General features: G+C 62.5%; 21 protein-coding genes. 10 read left to right on the top strand and 11 right to left on the bottom strand.

Features of this window, described 5'->3' with window-relative positions:
- Window positions 1–63: 63 nt before the first annotated feature.
- The 7 genes from AC1RTP_RS15280 to recA all read right to left on the bottom strand — a co-directional run bounded on the left by AC1RTP_RS15280 (window position 64) and on the right by recA (window position 5,976).
- Window positions 64–552 (bottom strand): pilin, encoded by a 489-nt coding sequence (locus tag AC1RTP_RS15280; protein ID WP_498608478.1) that lies wholly within the window; start codon window positions 550–552, stop codon window positions 64–66.
- 190 nt (window positions 553–742) lie between these two features.
- Window positions 743–1,444 (bottom strand): FHA domain-containing protein, encoded by a 702-nt coding sequence (locus AC1RTP_RS15285; RefSeq protein WP_498608479.1) that lies wholly within the window; start codon window positions 1,442–1,444, stop codon window positions 743–745.
- 63 nt (window positions 1,445–1,507) lie between these two features.
- Window positions 1,508–2,389 (bottom strand): succinate--CoA ligase subunit alpha, encoded by an 882-nt coding sequence (gene sucD, locus AC1RTP_RS15290; RefSeq protein ID WP_498608480.1) that lies wholly within the window; start codon window positions 2,387–2,389, stop codon window positions 1,508–1,510.
- Between the two features lie 13 nt (window positions 2,390–2,402).
- Window positions 2,403–3,569, bottom strand: coding sequence for an ADP-forming succinate--CoA ligase subunit beta (gene sucC, locus AC1RTP_RS15295; protein ID WP_498608481.1), 1,167 nt, complete (start codon window positions 3,567–3,569; stop codon window positions 2,403–2,405).
- A 59-nt stretch (window positions 3,570–3,628) separates the two neighbouring features.
- Window positions 3,629–4,195: a DUF2889 domain-containing protein gene (locus AC1RTP_RS15300; RefSeq protein ID WP_498608482.1), complete on the bottom strand. Its 567-nt coding sequence runs from the start codon at window positions 4,193–4,195 to the stop codon at window positions 3,629–3,631.
- A 128-nt stretch (window positions 4,196–4,323) separates the two neighbouring features.
- On the bottom strand, window positions 4,324–4,782 hold the full coding sequence (gene recX / locus AC1RTP_RS15305; RefSeq protein ID WP_498608483.1) for a recombination regulator RecX: 459 nt from the start codon (window positions 4,780–4,782) through the stop codon (window positions 4,324–4,326).
- Window positions 4,783–4,902: 120 nt separating this feature from the next.
- Window positions 4,903–5,976, bottom strand: a complete 1,074-nt coding sequence (gene recA / locus AC1RTP_RS15310; protein ID WP_498608484.1) for a recombinase RecA — start codon at window positions 5,974–5,976, stop codon at window positions 4,903–4,905.
- 132 nt (window positions 5,977–6,108) lie between these two features.
- Here recA and AC1RTP_RS15315 point away from each other — a divergent pair, with 132 nt between their 5' ends.
- From AC1RTP_RS15315 to AC1RTP_RS15350, 8 genes are all read left to right on the top strand, one after another.
- The gene (locus AC1RTP_RS15315) at window positions 6,109–6,801 is read left to right on the top strand and encodes a response regulator (RefSeq protein WP_498608485.1); all 693 of its coding nucleotides are present in this window, start codon (window positions 6,109–6,111) and stop codon (window positions 6,799–6,801) included.
- Window positions 6,798–8,315, top strand: coding sequence for a sensor histidine kinase (locus AC1RTP_RS15320; protein WP_498608486.1), 1,518 nt, complete (start codon window positions 6,798–6,800; stop codon window positions 8,313–8,315). Before AC1RTP_RS15315 ends, AC1RTP_RS15320 begins: the two co-directional genes overlap by 4 nt.
- Window positions 8,308–8,562: a DUF4212 domain-containing protein gene (locus tag AC1RTP_RS15325; protein ID WP_498608487.1), complete on the top strand. Its 255-nt coding sequence runs from the start codon at window positions 8,308–8,310 to the stop codon at window positions 8,560–8,562. The genes AC1RTP_RS15320 and AC1RTP_RS15325 overlap by 8 nt, the downstream gene beginning before the upstream one ends.
- Window positions 8,559–10,604 (top strand): sodium:solute symporter family protein, encoded by a 2,046-nt coding sequence (locus tag AC1RTP_RS15330; RefSeq protein ID WP_498608488.1) that lies wholly within the window; start codon window positions 8,559–8,561, stop codon window positions 10,602–10,604. The genes AC1RTP_RS15325 and AC1RTP_RS15330 overlap by 4 nt, the downstream gene beginning before the upstream one ends.
- 47 nt (window positions 10,605–10,651) lie before the next feature.
- Window positions 10,652–11,149, top strand: coding sequence for a DUF4124 domain-containing protein (locus tag AC1RTP_RS15335; RefSeq protein ID WP_498608489.1), 498 nt, complete (start codon window positions 10,652–10,654; stop codon window positions 11,147–11,149).
- A gap of 151 nt (window positions 11,150–11,300) precedes the next feature.
- A complete protein-coding gene (locus tag AC1RTP_RS15340; RefSeq protein ID WP_498608490.1) occupies window positions 11,301–13,295 on the top strand; it encodes a S9 family peptidase in 1,995 nt (664 codons plus the stop codon).
- Window positions 13,292–15,274 (top strand): alpha/beta hydrolase family protein, encoded by a 1,983-nt coding sequence (locus tag AC1RTP_RS15345; RefSeq protein WP_498608491.1) that lies wholly within the window; start codon window positions 13,292–13,294, stop codon window positions 15,272–15,274. The genes AC1RTP_RS15340 and AC1RTP_RS15345 overlap by 4 nt, the downstream gene beginning before the upstream one ends.
- Before the next feature lie 42 nt (window positions 15,275–15,316).
- On the top strand, window positions 15,317–16,531 hold the full coding sequence (locus tag AC1RTP_RS15350; RefSeq protein WP_498608492.1) for a 6-phosphofructokinase: 1,215 nt from the start codon (window positions 15,317–15,319) through the stop codon (window positions 16,529–16,531).
- Between the two features lie 36 nt (window positions 16,532–16,567).
- Here AC1RTP_RS15350 and AC1RTP_RS15355 read toward each other — a convergent pair whose 3' ends face one another.
- Window positions 16,568–17,290, bottom strand: coding sequence for a sterol desaturase family protein (locus AC1RTP_RS15355; RefSeq protein ID WP_498608493.1), 723 nt, complete (start codon window positions 17,288–17,290; stop codon window positions 16,568–16,570).
- 162 nt (window positions 17,291–17,452) lie between these two features.
- Here AC1RTP_RS15355 and AC1RTP_RS15360 point away from each other — a divergent pair, with 162 nt between their 5' ends.
- Window positions 17,453–18,028 (top strand): hypothetical protein, encoded by a 576-nt coding sequence (locus AC1RTP_RS15360; RefSeq protein WP_498608494.1) that lies wholly within the window; start codon window positions 17,453–17,455, stop codon window positions 18,026–18,028.
- On the opposite strand, the gene AC1RTP_RS15365 is transcribed toward AC1RTP_RS15360, so the two are convergent.
- The 3 genes from AC1RTP_RS15365 to purM form a co-directional block, all read right to left on the bottom strand.
- Entirely contained in the window at window positions 18,015–19,226 is a 1,212-nt protein-coding gene (locus AC1RTP_RS15365) for an MFS transporter (RefSeq protein WP_498608495.1), read from the bottom strand. The genes AC1RTP_RS15360 and AC1RTP_RS15365 overlap by 14 nt on opposite strands.
- A complete protein-coding gene (locus AC1RTP_RS15370) occupies window positions 19,226–21,055 on the bottom strand; it encodes an IucA/IucC family protein (RefSeq protein ID WP_498608496.1) in 1,830 nt (609 codons plus the stop codon). Before AC1RTP_RS15370 ends, AC1RTP_RS15365 begins: the two co-directional genes overlap by 1 nt.
- Window positions 21,056–21,280: 225 nt before the next feature.
- A complete protein-coding gene (purM, locus tag AC1RTP_RS15375) occupies window positions 21,281–22,324 on the bottom strand; it encodes a phosphoribosylformylglycinamidine cyclo-ligase (RefSeq protein WP_498608497.1) in 1,044 nt (347 codons plus the stop codon).
- A 117-nt stretch (window positions 22,325–22,441) separates the two neighbouring features.
- Between purM and AC1RTP_RS15380 the strand changes: the two genes are divergently transcribed.
- Entirely contained in the window at window positions 22,442–23,527 is a 1,086-nt protein-coding gene (locus AC1RTP_RS15380; protein WP_498608498.1) for an AI-2E family transporter, read from the top strand.
- The last annotated feature ends 11 nt before the right edge of the window (window positions 23,528–23,538 follow it).

The raw sequence follows: 23,538 nt of genomic DNA on the forward strand, positions 1-23,538 counted from the left end.
GTCACTAGCAAAAAAAAACCGGACCAACGGCCCGGTTTTTTTCCTTCAGATACTCTAATTAGATTAGGTAGCTGGGTTGTTCTTCTCAACAGCGGTGATGAACACTGGGTTGGTCGCGGTGGTTGCGTTCTTCCAGGTTACGTTCGCTTTGGAACCATCCAGGCCGGTAGGCTCCATGGTGATAGTGGAGCCAGCACCAACGTTCTTGCCCAGGTCGGTCAGGGTCAGGGTCAGGACGCCGGAGGTCTTGTTGAAGGTGATCGACGACACTTCTTTGGTCTTGGCGAATGGCTTCACTGGGGAGCCGCCAGCGGTGTCGCCGATGTCGCACTTATTGTAGTCGCCACCCGATTCCTGAACGCAAACTCCGATGGCGGTTTTCAGGGAGTCAGCAGCAGAGATCGCTGCGGCAGCTTTGGCCTTCAGGGTGTACTCGGAGTAGGCTGGGATTGCTACAGCAGCCAGAACACCGATGATCGCCACAACGATCATCAGTTCGATCAGGGTAAAGCCAGCTTGCGCTTGTTGCTTGATTTGCTTCATCGATTTCATTTTGTAGTTTCCAAAACAAGGGTTGTTAAAGTCTCGCAGATTCCATTGAGCAATTGGCATGCCAGCTTAATAATTAAGCAAAAAGCATCATTTTGCCTAATTTATAAGCAAAATTCTGATTTTGACTGACAATTTCTGCTCGGCAAGTGACGAAAATTATCAGTTGCGAAGGTGGGGCTGACAATAAGTGTCAGGCTGGGAGGCGGAAAGCCATCAAAATTCCGCTGAGATCAAGGATGTCGCCGGTCTTCAGGCGCTGTGGCTGGCGCGGCATTGGGTCGCCGTTCAGCAGTGGAGACTTGTCGCCTTCCACATGGGCGGCGGAATAGCCATCGGCGGCGCGAGCGATCACCACCACCTGCACACCAGGGCGGCCGAGGCTGGTGACGGCCTTGGTCAGGCTGAGGGTTTTGCCGGCATTGGTGCCGTTGAGGACTTCAATATGGCCAAGCGGCAACTCCACCGCCGGTGCGATTGCGGCGAACTGGGTGGCCGGTGCGGCTTGGGCAGGCTGGGCTGCTTGTACAGACTGCGGTGGCCGAGGGCGCTGCGGCGGCACCGGCATGGCCGGGACAGTTGCGGCGGCTGCGGCCAAAGGGCGGATGCCGTCCGTGACGAATTCGAGGTGGTACTTGGCCATCTTGATCACATCCTTATTCTGCAGGAAGTGCTTACCGATGCGGTGGCCGTTAACAAAGGTACCGTTGGTGCTTTGGAGGTCTTCCAGGAAGGAGTCGTCCAGGATGGTGGTGACAATGGCGTGCTCGCCGCTCACTGCGGCGTGATTCAGCACAATATCGTTATGCTTATGGCGGCCAACGGTCATGCGCTCCTTGGTGAGCTGCACCGTTTGCTCGATGACGCCTTCACGCATGACGAGTAGTTTTGCCAAATCGTTATCTCCAGTTGAAACAAAAACGGGGAGCCGAGGCTCCCCGTTAGCTTACGGCTAATATTACAGCATTGCCTTCAGCAGGCGAGCCATTTCGGATGGGTTCTTGGTAACCTTGATACCGCAGGCTTCCATGATTTCCAGCTTGGCTTGTGCAGTATCAGCACCGCCAGAGATCAGCGCGCCGGCGTGGCCCATGCGCTTGCCTGGAGGAGCGGTGACACCAGCGATGAAGCCAACCACTGGCTTCTTCATATTGTCCTTGATCCAACGGGCTGCGTTGGCTTCGTCTGGACCGCCGATTTCGCCGATCATGATCACAGCGTCGGTGTCAGGATCGTCGTTGAACATGCGCATCACGTCGATGTGCTTCAGGCCGTTGATCGGGTCGCCGCCGATACCAACTGCCGAAGACTGGCCCAGGCCCAGAGCGGTCAGCTGGCCGACTGCTTCATAGGTCAGGGTGCCGGAGCGGGAAACCACGCCGATACGACCCTTCTTGTGGATGTGGCCAGGCATGATGCCGATCTTGATTTCGTCTGGGGTGATCAGGCCTGGGCAGTTAGGGCCCAGCAGCAGGGTCTTGGAACCAGCTTTAGCCATGCGGTCTTTGATTTCCATCATGTCGCGCACTGGGATGCCTTCGGTAATGCAGATGGCCAGGTCCAGTTCAGCTTCTACGGCTTCCCAGATTGCAGCGGCTGCGCCTGCTGGTGGAACGTAGATCACGGAAACGGTCGCGCCGGTTTCCGACGCTGCTTCCTTGACGGATGCGTAGATTGGGATGCCTTCGAAATCTTCGCCGGCTTTCTTAGGGTTCACGCCAGCAACGAATGCTTCGCGGCCGTTCGCGTAGTCGCGGCACATGCGGGTGTGGAACTGGCCGGTTTTGCCGGTGATGCCCTGGGTGATGACTTTGGTGTCTTTATTGATCAGGATAGACATATTGATTCCTTAATTATTTACCGGCAGCGGCAGCGACAACGCTCTTGGCTGCATCTTCCATGGTGTCAGCGGCGATGATTGGCAGGCCGGATTCGGCCAGCATCTTCTTGCCCAGGTCTTCGTTGGTGCCCTTCATGCGGACGACCAGCGGAACTTGCAGGGACACGGCTTTGGATGCGGTGATCACGCCTTCGGCGATCACGTCGCAGCGCATGATGCCGCCGAAGATGTTCACCAGGATGGCTTTCAGGCCTGGGTTCTTCAGCATGATCTTGAACGCTTCGGTTACTTTTTCTGCAGTTGCGCCGCCGCCCACGTCCAGGAAGTTGGCTGGCTCGCCGCCGAACAGCTTGATGGTGTCCATGGTTGCCATGGCCAGGCCGGCGCCGTTCACCAGGCAGCCGATGTTGCCGTCGAGGGAGATGTAGGCCAGGTCGAATTTCGAAGCTTCGACTTCAGCTGGATCTTCTTCGTCCAGGTCGCGGTAAGCAACGATCTCTGGGTGACGGAACAGGGCGTTGGCGTCGAAGTTGAACTTGGCGTCCAGTGCGATGACCTTGCCGGAGCCGGTCAGGATCAGTGGGTTGATTTCAGCCAGCGATGCGTCGGTATCCCAGTAAGCCTGGTACAGGCCTTTCAGGTTGGTGACCGCGTCGGCGATCGAGCCTTCAGGCACGCCGATCTTGGCGGCGATGCCGGCGGCTTCCGCGTCGGTCAGGCCAACGGCTGGATCGATAGCGATCGAGTGGATTTTTTCCGGGTGCGATTCAGCGACTTCTTCGATGTCCATGCCGCCTTCGGAGGAAGCCATCAGGACGACTTTCTGGGTCACGCGGTCGGTCACCAGGGAAACGTACAGTTCCTTCTTGATGTCGGCGCCTTCTTCGATCAGCAGGCGGCGAACTTTCTGGCCTTCAGGGCTGGTCTGGTGGGTCACCAGCTGCATACCCATGATCTGGTCGGCGTATTCTTTAACCTGTTCCATCGACTTGGCTACTTTCACGCCGCCGCCTTTACCACGGCCACCAGCATGGATCTGTGCCTTAACGACCCACACTGGGCCGCCCAGGGTTTCAGCAGCTTTCACTGCCTCTTCCACGGTCATGCACGGAATGCCGCGCGGTACGGTCACTCCGAATTTTCGGAGGATTTCTTTGCCTTGATACTCATGGATTTTCATGCTGGCTTTCCCTTCTTTCGAATACCTGTTTGTTGGTTTAGATGTATTTTGTACAGCACCTATGCTGCGTCCGTCTTGTTGACGTACCAGCGTGGATAGAACTCGGCAACTGCCCCGCCATCGGTCCTGAGGGCGTGGCACTTGTCAAGTTGGAACGGTTTTTCTGTCGCAGTGCTGGATCGCTCGTTCACTGGCCAGACATCGTTGGCAAAGGCTTGCACGGCTGCCGTCGGCAGCACCAGGGCCAATTCTGTCAGGTGGGTACAGCCTTGTACACCGGCCAGCCTTTCCTTGACTGCGTGGCGAAAACCCTTCATCAGGTTCAGGCCGATCAAGGCTTTGTAGGCTGGACCAATCGTGTTGCAATGGCCAGGATAAGGAACGGCGTCCGAACTTGCTTCGGCATCGACGATGGTCAGCTGCTTATCGACAGTCACGCGCAGCCATAGGTCGTGCAGGGCTTCATTGCCCTTGCGCGGGCCAGATGCCAGCATGGTGTCGAATGTTTTGATGTCCGTGATATGGGCGTCAAGATCCCACAGTCCATCCTCGCGCGAATACGCCTGGATGTCTATGGCGCGCGTGTGCCGCAGCGCTCGTCGGGAGACAGGATTTGACAGGGACATAAGACCGATGCCACTCAAAAGTGGCCAAAATTATAAGCAGCTAATCAGTACGCCGCAGCTTCTACGGACAACCACCGCACCCGCGGTGCTGCATAAAACTATCGAAGTGTAGCATACCTGCCCCGGCATCAGAATTCCTCGTCGGGCATGGTGCCTTTCATGGCGGTGCGGATGGCTTTTTGCGAGAAGCCGCGCGACATGAGGAAGCGCAGCTGTTTCTGGCGGCCTTCGGGGTCTGCAGCCACTTCGCCGAATTTGCGGCGCCAGACTTCGCAGCAGCGTTCGACCTCGTCTTCTTTCAGGCTCTCTTTGACTTCGGCCAGCATCTCGCCGCCGATGCCGTGGTGCTGCAGCTCGGCTACGATGCGGCTGTTGCCGTAACGCGCGGCGCGGCGGTGGACCAGGTTTTCGGAGAAGCGCTCTTCAGAGAGCCATTTGTTTTGCTCGAGAAAGTTGAGCAGGGCTTCGACGTCGTCGCCCTCTTCCGCGTGGCGTTGCAGCTTGCGGGCGAGTTCGAGGCGGCTGTGCTCGCGCTGGCTGAGCAGGCGGAGGGCGCGGGCTTTTAGGGTGGGTTTGGGGAGGGGCATCTTTTAAACCGGCAAACCGGTGTCTGACCCGCAGGGTCCGACACCTGACACGCGGCGGCCGCAGGCCGGTGCCTGACCCTGCGGGTCAGGCGGGACGGCCATCCGGCCGCTTCACCGGTTTTATTCGACCGCCCGCAGCTTCGGCGCTTCTTCGCCATCAGCGCTCACCGCTGGCAGCTCACGCACGCCCAGCGCTGCACGCACCTTGTTCTCGATTTCGCGCGCCAGTGCCGGGCGTTCTTTGAGGTAGGTACGGGCATTGTCCTTGCCCTGGCCGATACGGTCGCCGCCGTAGCTGTACCAGGAACCCGACTTCTCAACAATCTTGGCGTCCACGCCCAGGTCGATGATTTCGCCTTCGCGGGAAGTGCCTTCGCCATACAGGATGTCGAAGTGGGCTTCCTTGAATGGCGGCGCAATCTTGTTCTTCACAACCTTGACCTTGGTCTCGTTACCGATCACCTCGTCGCCCGACTTGATCGAGCCGGTGCGGCGGATGTCCAGGCGCACGGAGGCGTAGAACTTCAGCGCGTTACCGCCGGTGGTGGTTTCTGGCGAGCCGAACATCACGCCGATCTTCATACGGATCTGGTTAATGAAGATCACCAGGGTGTTGGTGCGGTTGATAGTGCCGGTCAGCTTGCGCAGCGCCTGGGACATCAGGCGGGCCTGCAAGCCTGGCAGGGAGTCGCCCATATCGCCTTCGATTTCAGCTTTTGGGGTCAGCGCGGCAACCGAGTCGACCACGATCAGGTCCACGGAACCGGAGCGCACCAGCGCGTCGCAGATTTCCAGGGCTTGTTCGCCGGTATCCGGCTGGGAGATCAGCAGCTCGTGCAGGTTGACGCCCAGCTTCTGGGCATAGGTCACGTCCAGCGCGTGTTCAGCGTCGATGAAGGCGCAAGTGCCGCCCAGCTTCTGCATTTCAGCGATCGATTGCAGGGTCAGGGTGGTTTTACCGGAGGATTCAGGACCGTAGATTTCCACAACGCGGCCGCGTGGCAGGCCGCCTACGCCCAGCGCGATATCCAGGCCGAGGGAACCGGTGGAGACAGTCTGCACTTCCTCGATCGGGGCCGATGCGTCCATGCGCATCACGGAGCCTTTACCAAACTGCTTTTCAATCTGGGCCAGTGCGGCCGCCAGGGCCTTGGCTTTTTCCGATGCAGGTACTGCGCCTTTTTTGTCGTCCATGATGTTCTTTCGCGGCTGAATAAGTTGGGTCACTACGGTGTACAGGTGATACTGTATAAAATTACAGTGCTTTTGACAAGCCCCTTTTTGCAAACTTTGCGATTTCTCAAACTTGTAGAGTAAAGTTAGCTTATGCGTATCCTATTAGCCGAAGATGACAGCGTCCTCGCGGACGGCCTGACGCGCTCCTTGCGCCAGTCCGGCTATGCGATCGACTGCGTAAAAAACGGGCAGGAGGCGGACACTGCCCTGTCCACACAAGAATTCGACCTGCTGATCCTGGACCTGGGCCTGCCCAAGATGTCCGGCCTGGAAGTGCTGCGCCGCCTGCGTGCGCGCAGCTCCCTGCTGCCGGTGCTGATCCTGACTGCCGCCGACTCGGTCGAGCAGCGCGTGAACGGCCTCGACCTGGGCGCCGACGACTACATGGCCAAGCCTTTCGCGCTGTCCGAACTGGAAGCGCGGGTGCGGGCGCTGACCCGGCGCGGCCAGGGCGGCGGCTCCACTGTCGTCAAGCACGGCCCCCTTACTTATGACCAGGTGGGACGCAGCGCCTATATAAATGAGCAGATGCTGGATTTGTCGGCGCGCGAACTGGGCTTGCTGGAAATCCTGCTGGCCCGCACCGGTCGCCTGGTATCGAAGGAACAGCTGGTGGACCACCTGTGCGAATGGGGCGAGGAAGTGAGCAACAACGCCATCGAGGTCTACGTGCACCGCCTGCGCAAGAAGATTGAAGTGGGCGGCATCCGAATTGCCACCGTGCGCGGCCTGGGCTACTGCCTCGAGAAGTTCAACCCGCCCGCCCCGCCGGCCGCCAAGTGAACGGCGAGCAGCAGGCTGCCGGCTGGGACCACGCCCCGGCCGCCGAAGAGACCGAAATCCAGCACTCGCTGTTTGGCGAGATCCTCGACTGGATGCTGGCTCCCCTGCTGCTGTTGTGGCCAATGAGTATCGCCATCACCTACCTGGTGGCGAAGTCGATCGCCAACCAGCCTTTCGACCACGCGCTGGAAGACACCGTCACCGTCCTTACGCAGCAGGTGCGCGAAGTGGGCGGCGCCATTCCGCGCCTGCCCGGCGCGGCGCGCGATATCCTGCGCGCCGACGATGTGGACAGCATCTATTACCAGATCACCAGTCCGGCCGGCTTCCATGTGGACGGCGACCGCGACTTGCCTGCGCCCGCCAGGCCGGACCCGGAGACCCAAGAAATCCGCTCCGGCGCAGTGCTGTTCCGAAATTCATCCCTGCACGGCACGCCGATCCGCATCGCCTACACCTGGGTCAACCTGGAAGAGGAAAAGGATCTTCCGCAGCGCTGGGCCCAGGTGCAGGTGGCGGAAACGCTGGAGAAGCGCGCCAAGCTGGCCAATGAAATCATCAAGGGCGTGATCCTGCCGCAGTTCATCATCCTGCCCATCGTGCTGGCGCTGGTGTGGTTTGCGCTGTCGCGCGGCCTGCTGCCGCTGCGCGAGCTGCAGGAGCGTATCCGCGCCCGCCCTTCCGACGATTTGAGCCCGATTCCGCCGCGCCAGGTGCCGGAAGAAATCACGCCCCTGGTCAAGTCGCTCAATGAAATGCTGGAGCGCCTGAAGCTGTCGATCGATATGCAGAAGCGCTTCATTGCCGACGCGGCGCACCAGATGAAGACCCCGCTGGCCGGCATGCGCACTCAATCGGAACTGGCGCTGCGCCAGACCGACCAGGCCGAAGTGCACCGCTCGCTGGAGCAGTTGGCCAAGTCCTCGGAAGCGGCAACACGCCTGGTCAACCAGCTACTGGCCTTGGCGCGCGCGGAAAATCAGCCGCAGGCCGGCGCCGCCATGCAGCCGCTGGAACTGGGCGAGCTGGCGCGCGGCACGGTGCATGACTGGGTGCAGGCATCGTTCAGCGCCGGCATCGACCTGGGCTACGAGCCGGCCGCCTTTGACGTACCGATTGCCGGCAATGCCGTGATGTTGCGCGAAATGCTGTCCAACCTGATCGACAATGCGCTGCGCTACACGCCGCGCGGCGGCGCCGTCACGGTGCGCGTGCGCAGCAGCGGGGACCTGGCCTTGCTGGAAGTGGAAGACAACGGCCCCGGCATCCCGGCGGCGGAGCGCGGCCAGGTGTTCGAGCGCTTCTACCGCATCCTTGGCAGCAATACCGAGGGTTCGGGCCTGGGCCTGGCCATCGTGCGCGAAGTCGCGCAGCAGCACGGCGCGGAAGTCGACCTGTTCGCCAATCCGCGCGCCACCGACCCGAAACATCCGGGCTGCCTGTTCCGCGTCAGCTTGCCGCTGCGCGTGCCGGACCGTCCGCCCGAAGAAGAAGAGGTACCGCATTTTGGATAAGCTGGAGCGCCACTGGCGCCGCGTGCGCCGCATGACCGGCTGGCTGCTGGCAATCTGGCTGCTGTCGACGTTCTGCATCATTTTCTTTGCACGCGAATTAAGCGGGCTGACCATCTTCGGCTGGCCGCTGTCCTTCTACCTTGCCGCGCAAGGCGCCTCACTTATCTACCTGGCGATCATTGCTTTCTACGCCTGGCGCATGCGCGCGCTGGAGCGGCGCTATCGCATTGAAGAGGAGCCGGTGTGAGGACTCCTTTCTTCAAAAAACTGCAGCGCTATTACACCATCTTCACCGCCTGCTTCGCCATGTTCCTGCTCGCGCTGGCGATGCTGGAGAAGGAAGGCATGCCGCGCCTGTGGATCGGCTACCTGTTCATGTTCGCCACCATCATCCTGTATGCGGCGATCGGCGTGATCAGCCGCACCTCGAATGTGGCGGAGTATTACGTGGCGGGGCGGCGCGTGCCTTCGCTATTCAACGGCATGGCGACGGCGGCGGACTGGATCTCCGCAGCGTCCTTCATTTCGCTGGCAGGCGGCCTGTACCTGCACGGTTTCGACGGTCTGGCCTATATCATGGGCTGGACCGGCGGATACTGCCTGGTGGCGCTGCTGATCGGGCCCTACCTGCGCAAATTCGGCCAATACACCATTCCGGATTTTTTCGCGGCGCGCTATGGCGGCGGATTCAATGGGCGGGCGGTACGGTTGATGGCAGTCATCGCCACCATCATCGTTTCCTTCACTTACGTTGTAGCGCAGATTTATGCAGTGGGGCTGATTGCCTCACGCTTTACAGGTGTCGATTTTTCGGTCGGTATTTTCCTCGGTCTGGCGTCCATCCTGGTGTGCTCCTTCCTGGGCGGAATGCGTGCGATCACCTGGACCCAGGTGGCGCAGTACATCATCATCCTGGTGGCCTTCCTGATGCCAGCCATGTGGCTGGCGGTCAAGCATGGCGGCAACCCGGTGCCGCAAGTGGCCTACGGGAAGCTGCTGCCCAAACTTTCCGCGCGCGAAACGCAGCTGGCGCAGGACGAGAAGGAAGCCGAGGTGCGCGAAGCCTACCTGCAGCGCGCCGAGGATTTCGGCGTGCGCCTGCACGGCTTGCCCGCATCCTGGGATTCCGGCCGTGCCGAAGCGCAGCACAACCTGGACATGGTCAAGGCGCGCAATGGTTCGCTGCTGCAAATCCGCGCCGCCGAAAGGGCGCTGGCCGACTATCCCAAGACCGTGGAAGACGCGGCGGCCCTGTGGACGGCGCAGCGCGACCTGAACCTGGCGCGCGGGCGCGTGCTGGTGCGGCACGCCGAGCCTTTCCCCGGCGAGGACCGCGCGCAGTCGAACCAGAAGCGCAACAACTTCCTGGCGCTGGTGTTTTGCCTGATGGTGGGCACGGCCGCCCTGCCGCATATCCTGATGCGCTCCTACACCACGCCGTCGGTGCGCGAGACGCGCAACTCGGTGTTCTGGACCCTGTTCTTCATCCTGCTGGTGTACCTGACCATTCCCGCGCTGGCGGTGCTGGTCAAATACGATATCTACAGCTCCCTGGTGGGCAGCGACTTCGCGCACCTGCCGACCTGGGTCTCCTATTGGGCCAATGTGGACAAGGCCAACCCGCTGCTATCGATCAGCGACATCAACCTGGACGGCATTGTGCAATTGGCCGAGATCCAGATCGACGGCGACGTGCTGGTGCTGGCCACGCCTGAAATCGCCGGGCTGCCGTACGTGGTGTCGGGACTGGTGGCGGCCGGCGGCTTGGCCGCGGCGCTGTCCACCGCCGACGGCCTGCTGCTGGCGATTTCCAATGCGCTGTCGCATGACGTGTACTACAAGATCGTCGACCCGACCGCCTCCACCCAGAAGCGCGTAACGATCTCCAAGCTGCTGCTGCTGGCGGTGGCCTTTATCGCGGCCTACGCCGCCTCCACCAAGCCGGGCGACATCCTGTCGCTGGTGGGCGCCGCCTTTTCGCTGGCCGCATCGACGCTGTTCCCCTCGCTGGTGGCAGGCGTGTTCTGGCAGCGCGCCAACCACCAGGGGGCGATGGCGGCCATGGTGGCAGGCTTCTTCACCTGCCTGTACTACATGCTGCACACCAACCCGATATTGGGCGGCAGCGTAAGCGGCCAGTGGTTCGGCATCGCCGCCAATTCGGCCGGCGTGTTCGGCGTGCCGGCCGGGCTGGCGGCGCTGGTGGCCGCCAGCCTGCTGACACCCGCTCCCGACGCGCGCACCAGGTCGCTGGTGCAGCATATCCGCACGCCCGAGCAGGAAACGTGACAATCCGCGAGGATTGACGGCCTGCCGCTCCAGTAAGATTGGCAGCCATGAAAAAAACCTTGAAAATCCTTGTCGCCGCGGCAGCGGTGGCCGGCAATGCCAGTGCCGATACGATGTACAAATGCACCGACCCGAGCGGCAAGGTCAGCTACTCCGACCAGCCATGCTCCGGGAAAAACAAGGCGGCCACGCTGAATGTGGTCGCGCCCCAACGCCCAACCGCTGGCGCGGACGAGGACGACCAGGGCGTCTCGCTGCAAGCGCGTAAGCCGAGGGAGACTGAGTCGGAAAGGCTCAAACGGGCCGAAGCGGATTTCCAGGAGCGCCGCAGGAAACGCGAAGAAGCCGAAGCGGCAGAAGAGGAGCGTGCCGCGATGATCCGCAGGGGTAACATACTGGATAGGTACAAGCCGCAGCCGAAACCCGTCGACCCCAAACAGACAACATTGTCCGCGCCGACCAGGCAGGAGCTGGAGCGCGCCGCGCAACAACGCCAACAGGATGAGAAGCGCCGCCGCGACGCACTGCTGCCGTCAAGCCAATAGCAGCCGCGCATGTCAGCCTGATGACGCCTGCGGTGAAGGCGCGCAACGTGTCGTTGCGGCGCCACGCCGGCAAGCAGGAAGCAGCGAGAATCGGCGGAAGTTACTTTTGGTGACTTTCCTAAGATTGTCAATGCAGTAACATGCTTGCCCTATGAAAACCCTTTCCCTTACCCTCGCAATCGCGCTGGGGCTGGCCGCTGCGCCGGCCGCCAACGCGGCAGTGGCGCCGCCATCGGTGGAAGCCTTTTTTGAAAACCCGGTATTCAGCGGCGCCGTCATTTCCCCGGACGGCAAGCGCCTGGCCGCCAAGATCGGCGCCAAGGGCAAGCGCAATATGCTGGCCGTGGTCGACCTGGCCACGCAGAAGACGCAGATCGTGGCCCACTTCAGCGACACCGACATCGGCAACGTGCAATGGGTCAACAGCCAACGCCTGGTATTCGATACCCAAGACCAGAAAGCCGCCCAGGGCGATGTCAGCTTCGCACCCGGCCTGTATGCAGTTGACCACGACGGCGGGCGCTTCAAACAGCTGGCCTCGCGCTACAGCCAGGGCGTCAAACAAAGCTCGGCGCAGCGCGACATGCTGCCTTGGCATACCGCGTTGCGCAGGCAAGCCGGCCCGCAGGATTCCGACTGGGTTTACGTCGACGACCTAGAGGTTAGCCGCCGCAACACCATCGACAGCGTCAAGCTGCAGCGCGTGAATACGGTCACTGGCCGCTTCCAGGCGGTCGACCGTCCGGGCGACGTCCAGTCCTGGCTGCTGGACCAGCAAGGCACGCCGCGCCTTGCTTACATGACCGAGAAGAACGAAACCAGCATCATGGTCCGCGATGCTGAAAGCGCGCCGTGGCGTACCCTCGCCAGCTTCAAGGCCTATGGGCTGACCCACAATGTCATGAAGGCCGTTGCCTTCGGCCCGGACAACACTTTATATGTCGAAGCCCACCATGGCGCCGACAAGGCATCCATCTACCGTGTTGACCTTGCCAGCGGCAAGATGGACGACAAACCCCTCATCACGCTGGAAGGCTACGACTTCACGGGTCGCCTGGTGATCCGCGGCGGCAAGCTGGTAGGCGTGCATTACCTCCAGGACGGTGAAGGTTCGCAATGGTTCGATACCGCCCTGCAGGCGCTGCAGGCAGACATCGACAAGCTGCTGCCGCAGACCGTCAACATGCTCGAGCTGCCCGCCGACCTGCAAGCTCCCAATGTGCTGGTGCGCGCATTCTCCGACGTGCGTCCTTCCAGCTATTACATCTACGACCGCAACGCAAAGACGCTGAACAAGGTGGGCGATACTCGTCCCGGCATCGTGCCAGAACAGATGGGCCGCCAGGAACAAGTGCGCATTAAGGCGCGCGACGGCCTGGAAGTTCCGGTGATGCTGACCCTGCCGCCGCAAAAAGAAGCGAAAAACCTGCCGATGGTGGTGCTGGTGCATGGCGGTCCTTACCTGCGCGGCACAAGCTGGGGCTGGAGCCCTGACGTGCAATTCCTCGCGTCGCGCGGCTACGCCGTGCTGCAGCCGGAGTTCCGCGGCAGCGCCGGCTACGGCCAGCGCCTGTTCGTCGCCGGCTGGAAGCAATGGGGCCTGAAAATGCAGGACGATATTGCCGATGCCGCCAAGTGGGCCATCGCCCAAGGCTATGCCGATCCAAAACGCATTTGCATCGCTGGCGCCAGCTACGGCGGCTACGCAACCCTGATGGGGCTAGTGAACGATCCGGACCTGTACCGCTGCGGCGTTGAGTGGGCCGGCGTATCCGACATCAAGCTGCTGTTCACCGGACACTGGATGTACCGCGACGACTTCAGCGATAGCTTCCGCCGCTACGGCATGCCGGTGATGGTGGGCGATCCGGAAAAAGATGCGGAGCGCTTCACGGCCACCTCGCCCATCGAACAGGCCGGCCGCATTACGCAGCCGCTTCTCATGGCCTATGGCGGCGCCGACCTGCGCGTGCCGCTGGTGCACGGCCTCAAGCTGCGCGACGCGGTGCAGCGTAATAACAAGCAAGTGGAATGGATCGAATACGAACAGGAAGGCCATGGCTGGTACCTCCCGGCCAACCGTATCGATTTCTGGACCAAGGTGGAAGCCTTCCTGCAACGACATATCGGAAAAGAGCAACAATGATCAAGCATTTCCTCCTGTCCCTGGCAGCCGTCAGCGGCCTGGCCCACGCGGCGCCGCCGCTGAAAGACTTCTTCGAACCAGCCCAGTTCAAGGAAGCCGAAATCTCACCGAGCGGCCGTTACCTGGCGCTGCGCATCGGGGATAACGGCATGCGCGACAGCATGGTCGTTCTCGACAGCGAAACATCCGCAGTAGTGGGCGGTGCGCGCATCGAAAACTACGACATCGGAGATATCCGCTGGGTCAACGACAACCGCCTGGTGTACAACGTGGTGGACCATAAGGCGGGCCCAGGCGATGTGCGCTTTGCCCCAGGCTTGTATGCCATTGACCGCGACGGCAAGAATCGGCGCCAGCTGGTGCAGCATACTGCTTTCGTTTTTACCACGGGAACACAGATCAACCACCGCATCGAGCCGTGGAACACCTATTTGATGAATGAGCTGGGGGCCCAGGATTCTGAATCCATTTACCTGCGCCGCCCCGTGTTTGACGAACGCAGTTATGCCCTGCTGCGTACGGACCTGGTCCAGCTGAACACCGCAAACGGACAATCGCGCTACGTCCCCCGCCCGGCCGCGCCGAACCACTGGATGCTGGACCAGCAAGGCCAGCCGAGCATCATGGTATCGGAGAAGGAAGGCAGGGAGACTGTGCACTACCGCGATCCGGCCAATGGCGAATGGCGCGACCTGGCGAGCTTTAAGGCCTATGGCGGCGATGGCAGCGGCATTGCCCCGGTCGGCTTTATCGACGCCAAGCGCATGCTGGTCAAGGCGCACCTGAAGGGTGACAGGGCGACGCTGCACGTGCTGGACCTTAGCACCGGCAAGGTCGATCCCGAACCGCTGGTATCGCTGGGCGACTTCGATTTCAACGGAACGATGGTGTACTCCGGCAAGCGGCTGCTGGGCCTGCACTACCTGGGCGATGCGCGCGGCAGCATATGGTTCGACGAGGGCATGAAAACTGTCCAGGCCGAAGTCGACCGGAAGCTGCCGCAGCTGGTCAACCTGATCACGCCGCCGGTCGCACCGGAAGCGCCGTGGCTGCTGGTGGAAAGCTATTCCGACCGCCAGCCGCGAACCTACTCGCTGTTCAACAGCAAGACCAAGGAACTGAAGGGGATCGGCATCAGCCACCCGGACATCAAACCGGCCGAAATGGGCAACCAGGAGTTCGTGAAAATCAAGGCGCGCGATGGCCTGCAACTGCCGGCCTGGCTCACATTGCCGGCCAAGGGCGGCAAGCAGCTGCCGCTGGTCGTGGTGATCCACGGCGGCCCATACGTCCGCGGCGCCGAATGGGGCTGGTCGCCGGTCAGCCAGTTCCTGGCCTCGCGCGGCTATGCAGTGCTGGAGCCGGAATTCCGCGGCAGCACCGGGTATGGCAATGCCCTGTTCCGGGCGGGCATGAAGCAGTGGGGCTTATCGATGCAGGACGATATCGCCGACAGCGTGAAATGGGCAGTGGCGCAGGGTTATGCCGATGCGCGCCGGGTGTGCCTGCTGGGCGGCAGCTACGGTGGTTATGCCACGCTAATGGGGCTGGTCAAGGATCCGGAACTGTACCGCTGCGGCGTGGCCTATGCGGCGGTGACCGATATCCCGCTTCTGCTGGATAACGGCATGTCCTGGGCTTCTGACCTGCCCGACGATTACCGCAAGTTCGGCGCCCCTGTCCTGCTGGGCGATGTGAAGACGGATGCGGAACGCTTTGACGCCACTTCGCCGCTGAAGCAAGCCGCGCGCATCAAGCGCCCGCTCCTGCTGGCGCATGGCAGCGACGACCGCCGCGTGCCGCTTGCCCACTACACGAAGATGCGCAAGGCGCTGGAAGCGAACCACGCCGACGCTGAATTCATCGAGTACAGCGGCGAGGGCCACGGCTGGAGCACCAGCGAGCACCGTTTCGACTTCTGGAACCGGGTCGAAAAATTCCTCGACAAGCATATCGGCGCGGGGGCAAAAACGGAGTAAGCTGGCGGCTCGTCCGTTCACTTACTGGAAGGAGGCAGCGCCATGTCGTCTGGCAAGATCCTGGTTGCACAAGGGGGCGGTCCGACCGCCGTGATCAACCAGTCGCTGGTGGGCGTGGTGCTGGAAGCGCGCCGCTTCCGCAACGTCACGCGCATCTACGGTGCGCTGCACGGCGTGCGCGGCATCGTCGACGAGAACTTCGTCGACCTGACGCAGGAGACCAGCCATAACCTGGAGCTGGTCGCCGCCACGCCCTCCTCCGCCCTCGGCTCCACGCGCGACAAGCCGGACCTGAAGTACTGCGAAGAGATCTTCAAGGTGCTGCGCGCGCACGAGATCGAGCACTTCTTCTACATCGGCGGCAACGACTCCTCGGATACGGTGCGCATCGTGTCCGAACAGGCGCGCGCCGCAGGCTATCCGCTACGCGCCATCCACATCCCCAAGACCATCGACAATGACCTGGTGGGCAATGACCACACGCCGGGCTTCCCTTCCGCCGCGCGCTTTGTGGCGCAGGCCTTTGCCGGGGCCAACCTCGATAACGCTTCGCTGCCGGGCGTGTATGTGGGCGTGGTGATGGGGCGCCATGCGGGTTTCCTGACCGCCGCTTCGGCCCTGGGCAAGAAATTCCCGGAGGACGGACCGCACCTGATCTACCTGCCGGAACGCGTATTCTCCATCGAGCAATTCCTGGCCGACGTAAAGGACACTTACGCACGCTACGGGCGCTGCGTAGTGGCTGTATCCGAAGGCATCCACGATGCTTCCGGCGAACCGATCGCCACGCTTCTGGCCAAGGAAGTGGAACGCGACGCGCACGGCAATTTGCAGCTGTCCGGCACCGGCGCACTGGCCGACCTGCTGTGCGACGAAATCAAGGACAAGCTGGGCATCAAGCGTGTACGCGGCGATACCTTCGGCTATTTGCAGCGCTCCTTCATTGGCTGCGTGTCGGACGTGGACCAGCGCGAGGCGCGCGAAGTGGGCGAGAAGGCCGTGCAATTCGCCATGTGGGGTGAGCGCGATGGTTCGGTGGCGATCAAGCGCACCGGCTTCTATTCGGTCGACTACGAGCTGCTGCCGCTGGAAGCAGTGGCGGGGAAGACGCGCACTATGGAAGATGAATTCATCGACGAAAAAGGCACCGGCGTGACCGATGCCTTCCGCATGTACCTGCGCCCCTTGCTCGGTTCCGGCATGCCCGATGCTTACCGCCTGCGGCCGGCGCCGGTGCCGAAGATCCTCAAGCGCTAGAACAGGGCCGGCATTGCCGCCGGCTGTCGGATAATTTCAGCGTTCCTGGTGGACATCGCGGTAGGCCAGCATGTCCGCCAACCTCTCCTCCTTGTCGGCGTCGAAGCCGCACGTCGATTCAAATTTTTCCGGGTTTTCATAGGTTCCGAACAGGATGTCCCACCACACGATGTCGCCGTAGTTGTTCTTGTGCCGGCCATGCTGGTGGTGGATGCGGTGCATCTCCGGGCGCTGGAAGAACCAGCCGACCCAGCGCGGCGTGGTCACGCTGGTGTGGTAGAAGAATTCGCCCAAGGCGGTGCACAAGGTGTAGACCGCTCCCGCTTCCGGCGACAGGCCGAGGAAGGCATAGACCAGCAGGCTGCCGATGATCGAGTTGACTACCATTTCGCCCGGATGCTTGTAGAAGGACGTGATGACCTCAATGCGCTGCGGGCTGTGGTGGATCTGGTGGAAAAGGCGCCATAGCAGGTCCGATTCGTGGCGCACGCGGTGCCACCAGTAGAAAACGAAAGTGGCGATGAAATAGGCAAGCAGGCCGCCAGCCGTGGCGCCCAAGTAGTCAGACAGGTGCAGCAGCGACGCTTGCGAGGCCCAGCGCTCCCAGGTGATACCCGCCAGCGGGACAACGCCTAGCTGCACTGCGTTGATGGCGAGCACGCGCACCGGCCAGGTGCGGACATGGGGTAGCGTCCAGCCGGGGCGCAGGCGCTCCAACATAAAACATCCGGCAAATACGGCAAATATGATGGGCAGCATGATGGCCTCCGTTTTCTTGAGAGGCGGCCATCTTCGTGCCGCGCCTTCGCGCGGCCCTAATAATATCCAGCGCAGTATCAAATTTCGAGACTGGCCGTATATAGGGCGGATTCTCGCCTGTTAGCGGCCTAGCATGGCGGCTCTTTCAACAAGGAGACGAACATGAAAAAACTGATTGGGGCATTGGTTCTGGCGGCAAGTGGCGCAGCGGGGACAGCAGGCGCGGCGCCGGCGCCGGCCGACATCGAGCGTGCGCGGCACGCATTCGACTTCCTGCATGGAGACTGGACGGTGCAGAACAGGAAGCAATCCGACTACGCGAATCCTGACAGCCCCTGGGAGAACTTCAGCGCCAGCAACCTGGTGCACGCGCTGCCGGCGGGTATAGGCAATTACGACGAATACCGCCCGCTGGGCGACTGGCGTCCCGGCTTTGTGGCGATGACTTTGCGCGTTTTCGATCCGGCCACCGGCCGCTGGAGCATCTACTGGTTGACCAATCGCGACGGCGGCCTCGATCCCACTACCGGCACGCTGCTACCGCCGGTAGTGGGCCGCTTTGATGCCGACGGCGTGGGCCGCTTTGAAGGCGAAGAAGTCTACAAAGGCCGCACGGCCCGCGTGCGCTTCACCTGGACCCGCAACGGCGAGCGCCAGGCCCGCTGGGAGCAAGCCTATTCCTGGGACGATGGCACCAGCTGGCACACAAACTGGATTATGGACTTCACGCGGAAATAGGCCTCCCCGCCGCATGTGTGCGCCACATGCGCAAGCCGAGCGCCGCAATGATGTATAGAGCGGCGACGCTCCAGAAGATGTGCTGCAGCGGCAGCCATGCCATGGCGAGGCCGCCTGCTGCGGCACCGAGCAGCGCACCGGCTTTGGCGGCGCTGTTGCCGACGCCGAGGATGCGGCCCTGCTGCGCCTCGCATACCTCCTGGGATAGCAGTCCGTAAAACACAGGCAGCAATGCCGCCATGGCGATACCCCATGCAAGCCTTGCGGCCAGCACCAATGCGATGCTGCGGCCGACCGCCTGCACGGCAACGATGACCACGCATGACCAGCATATCCATTCGATACTTTGCATGATCCATTCACGCGGCTTGTCCTTGAATTGCTTCGCCCAGAATGGCGCGAATAGACATAGGCCCAGCGCGGTGGCGCCGTAGCACAGGCCTGTCAGCCAGGGAGGCGCGTGCAGGACTTGCTCGGCGTAGAGGCTGAAGAAGCCTTGCGGCATCATCTTGCCTGCCTGGACGAGGACGATGCCGGCCAGCAGGCCGGCGACTACGTCGTGCGGCGCTGTCGGCGCCTGCAGCACCAGGCCTGCCGCGGCGCGCGAAGCGGCTGGTGACGCGACCATCGCCGCCGCGCCGCGCGGCTGCGGAGAGGGAAGAACGCTGGCGGCGCACGCTGCGCAGGCGAGGCATATGGCGGCGGCGATGGCGTTGACTGCGCCGAAGCCGAGCGCGGAGAAAACCAGGCCTCCGGCCAGCGGCCCAAGCATGGACCCGAGCGCGGTGGCGACCTGCAAGCGCGCCATCAAGGCGCCGCGTTCCGAGCGAGGGACGATACCCGCGCCGTAAGCTTGCGCGGCGGCGATGAAGCCGGCCAGCGCGCCTTGCAGCAAGCGCACCGCCAATATCACGGCGCCGCTGCTGGCGAAGGCGAGCCAGAGCTGGGTGGCCGCCAGCGCCAGCAAGGCGCGCAGCAGCATCGGCTTGTGGCCGACGCGGTCGCCGATGCGGCCCCAAAAAGGCGTGAACAGCATCGCCGTCACCAGAGGCCCGGCGTATGCTACCGCGCTGGCCACCGCGAGACCGCCGGGCGCGTCGCCAAGGGCGCGCAATTGCAGCGGCCAGAATGGGCCGCTCATCTCCATCGCGCCCATCGACAGCAGCTGGATCGCGAACAGCCAACGCAGCGTCGCCATCAGCGCATTGCCTCGCGCAGCGGGTTCGGCATGCTGCCCAGGGCATCGTCCGAGCTGTCGCTCAGGCGCATGCGCAGGAAGGACTTGGCAGGCCAGTCGCATTCCAGCAAGGCCGCGCGTTCTTGCGCCCAACGGACTGGGTCGGCGTGGCCGCGCAGGCCATCGAAGGCAGTTGCAAGTTCGCGCGCGAAGATGCGCCAGAATATGTCCTCATCGCTGGCGTAGCTGCGCGCCAGGAGCAGCGCCAGCTCGGACACATGGCATAGCAGCACCGCGTGCAGCAGCTTGTCGCGCACGATGTCCTCGTCGTCGAACAGGGTGTGACCCGGGCGATGCGCATGCAGCGTGTGGCCGGCTCGTTCAAGCGTTGGGCGGTGGATGCGAATATCGCCGAAGTCGCGCACCAGCAGTTGCGCCGGGCGGTATTGCTGGTCCAGCACGATGAAGCTGTTCTGCTGGTGCGCTTCGAACGCCACGCCGTACAGCATGTAGGCTGACAGCACGGCACGCAGCACCGTGGCGGCGTACTGGCGGAAGAATTCCTGGGCGCCCGCGGCATCGTCGCTGCTGCACAAGGCGACCGCCTCGGTCACCAATGGGCGTCCACTGAAAGGCGATTCCGCGAACAGCGCGCCGACGGGGACGGCCATGGCGCCCGGCGCCACGCAAGCTGCGGGGTTGCCTCGGTACAGTGCGGCGAGATGGCGGGCGCGGTCATCGTCCGCATCCAGCAAGTGGATGCCGCATTGCTCGGGCACGATGGCCAGTGCGCCGCCGAAGCCGCCTTCGCTGGCAATGATGGCCGACAGAAGGCGCGAAACGCGCGGCCCCATCACCGCCGATTTGGGCGAGACCGTACGCTGCACGCTGGTCAGCCGAAGCGAGACCGGCAGCTTGATATGCGGCAGCTGCGACGAGCCATACGGCACCACGGTGCGGAAGGACATGGTCGGTGTGGCGGGCATTTCGGCGTCCAGCATCAGCAGCTCGCCGTCCGCAATCTCCCGCGCGAAGAGCTGCGGCAGCTGCCGGCTGGCCTGGTAGGGATGAAGCGGCAGCGGCATCCATCCTTCGTGCGGAATGCCACGCGCCTGCATGGCGGCGAGCCATGCCTGCCAGGCTTGCGGGTAGGTGCGGCCGAACCAGCTGCGATAGTCCTCGCCTTCCGCGGCGAAGGCCACGTGGGCTTTATCGGCGCGCAGTGCGGCCAGCGGCACGCGCAACTGCGCCTGGAATTCAGGCGACAGCGCCATCACGTCAGCCGGGTCCAGTCCAAGCTTGGTCTTGTAGTTGGGATGCCAGGGGTGGCCGAGGGTACCCCACTGTTCCAGCAGCAGCGGCGCATTGGCGGAGCGGGACGAGCGCAGCGCGGCCAGGAAGTGCGGGTGGCGCTCGCGCAGGTTGGCGGAGAGCTCCTCCGCCCAGCCGTCGCGATAGGCAAGGCACAGGGCGTCGTTGGTGGTGCTGTTTTCCAGTTCGACGGCCAGGCGCTGTATCTCTTCGGCGGCGGGTGGACCGGGCAGCGATGGCGCCACGCCCGCCAGCAGTGCGGCCGGCGTATCCAGCAGCTGCGGCGGACGGCCCGGCTGCATCAAAGAGATGGCGCCATCCAGTTGCAGGTTGCCGATGCGGCCCAGGCGCAAGCCTTCAAAGCGCAGCATGGCGCGCTGGCCCCACAGGGGCAGCCAGCTGGCGTGGCTATCGTGGATCAGATGTCCCGGTTCCAGCAATTGTTCGCGGAACAGGGCTTGGAGAGTGCGCTGCAAACCACGCTGCCTGGCATTAAGCTGGGTAGGGTCAGCGGCGAGCGGTTTCAGTCGCGCATTCATGGTTGGTCCTCTTGGTTAAGGGAACCGCATCCTAGCGTAAACGCGAATGATTCTCAATTGCGTTTCAATCGTGCTTGAGAAATATCAAATGTCCACCTTGGGGTCAGGAACAGAAGTGGACATTTCCCTGGGAAATGTCCACTTCTGTTCCTGACCCCAAGGTGGACAAAAAAAACGGAGCCGCTGGGGCCCCGTTCTTGGGAAAAGGGGTACGTCCCCTTTTTCTTAGACGACGATGGTCTGGTGTTCGCCTTCCGCGCGGGCGCGGATTTTGCCGATGCGGGTCACGCTCTCGCCGGCTGCGGTCAGCTGGGCAACCGCTGCGTCGGCGTTTTCAGCGGACACGATCACGGTCATGCCGATACCGCAGTTGAACACGCGGTGCATTTCCGAGTCGGCCACGCCGCCATGCTGCTGCAGCCACTGGAACAACGGTGGCATGGTCCAGGACTTGCCATCCAGTTCGGCGGTCAGGTTATCGGCCAGCACGCGCGGGATGTTTTCGACCAGGCCGCCGCCGGTGATGTGCACCAGGCCTTTGACTTCCATCGATTCCATCAGCGCCAGCAGCGGCTTGACGTAGATGCGGGTCGGGGCCATCAGCACGTCGGCCAGCTTGCGGCCGTGGAAGTCGGCTTCCAGGTCTGGCTTGGCCACTTCGATGATCTTGCGCACCAGGGAGTAACCGTTGGAGTGGGCGCCCGAGGAGGCCAGGCCCAGCACCACGTCGCCCGGGGCGATCTTGGAACCGTCGATCAGCTTGGATTTTTCAACCGCGCCAACTGCGAAGCCGGCCAGGTCGTATTCGCCGTCCGGGTACATGGAAGGCATTTCAGCGGTTTCGCCGCCGATCAGCGCGCAGCCAGCCTGTTCGCAACCTTGGGCGATGCCCTTGATCACGTCGGTGGCGGTAGCAACATTCAGCTTGCCGCAGGCGAAGTAGTCGAGGAAGAACAGCGGCTCGGCGCCTTGCACCAGGATGTCGTTCACGCTCATGGCCACCAGGTCGATGCCCACGGTGTCATGGCGGTTCAGCTCAAAGGCCAGCTTCAGCTTGGTGCCGACGCCGTCGGTACCGGAGACCAGGACCGGCTCCTTGTATTTCTTGCTGATCTCGAACAGCGCGCCGAAGCCGCCGATGCCGCCCATGACGCCTTCGCGCATGGTGCGCTTGGCGAATGGCTTGATCGCTTCAACTAGGGCGTCGCCGGCGTCGATATCGACACCTGCGTCACGGTAGGACAGGGAAACATTCGAAGGTTGGCTCATGGTGTTTAACGCAACAGGCGGTAGAATAGAAAGCGGTGGCCGTTTTTACGGCAAGTCCGCTATTTTAGCAGTTTTGACCTCCCAACCGCCGTTTTTCACCGCAAAAAGCACCCACAGATGCCCTTCCCACTCTCGGCAGACCAAAAACAAACCCTGTTCTGGGTATCGGTATGGGCGGCGTTTTTCTTCCTGCTCTGGGCCTTGGGGCCGGTGCTGACGCCCTTCATGGCGGCGGCCATCATCGCTTACGCCCTCAACCCGGCGGTCGACAAGCTTTGCCGCATGCGCCTGTTCCGGCGCTGGAAAATGTCGCGCGCCCTGGCGGTCACCGTCGTCATCGTGCTGTTTGGCGCGGCGGCGGCGGCCCTGCTGCTGATCGTGGTGCCGGTGCTGCAGAAGGAAATCCCGCTGCTGCAGGCGGCGATTCCCGCCTTCCTGGCCAAGCTGAATGACACCTTGAGCCCGCGCCTGCACCAGATGGGCGTGGAGTTCACCCTGGATGGCGCCACCATCAAGGCGATGGCGGCGGAGAAAATGGCCGAAAGCGGCGACCAGATCTGGGCCGCCGTCCTCAATTCCGTACGTACCGGCGGCAGCGCCGTCATTGGCTGGGTGGCCACGCTGGTGCTGATCCCGGTGGTGCTGTTCTACGTGCTGCTGGACTGGCATAAGCTGCTGGCCCATATCGCCGGCGCCGTGCCGCGCCGCTATATCGACTCCACCATGTCCATGGCCACCGAGGCCGACCAGCTGCTGGCCCAATACCTGCGCGGCCAGCTGCTGGTGATGCTGGTGTTGGCAATTTATTATTCCTCCGCCCTGACGGTGGCCGGCTTCGACGTGGCGCTGCCGGTCGGCATCCTGACCGGGGTGCTGGTTTTCATCCCCTACCTCGGCTTTGGACTGGGCCTGCTGCTGGCGCTGATGGCGGCGGTGCTGCAATTCTCCGACTGGAGCGGCCTGGTGGCCGTGGCCGTGATCTACGGCGTCGGCCAGGTGCTGGAGGGTTTCTTCCTCACGCCGCGCCTGGTGGGCGAGCGTATCGGCCTCGATCCGCTGGCCGTTATTTTCGCCCTGATGGCCTTCGGCCAGCTGTTCGGATTCGTCGGCGTTCTACTGGCTTTACCCGCTTCGGCCCTGTTGATGGTGGGATTTAGGCACTTGCGCCGACACTACCTGCGCAGCAGCTTTTATAATGCGTAGTGTGAAGATCG

This window comes from Pseudoduganella sp. GW821-FHT11H04 (assembly GCF_058807935.1).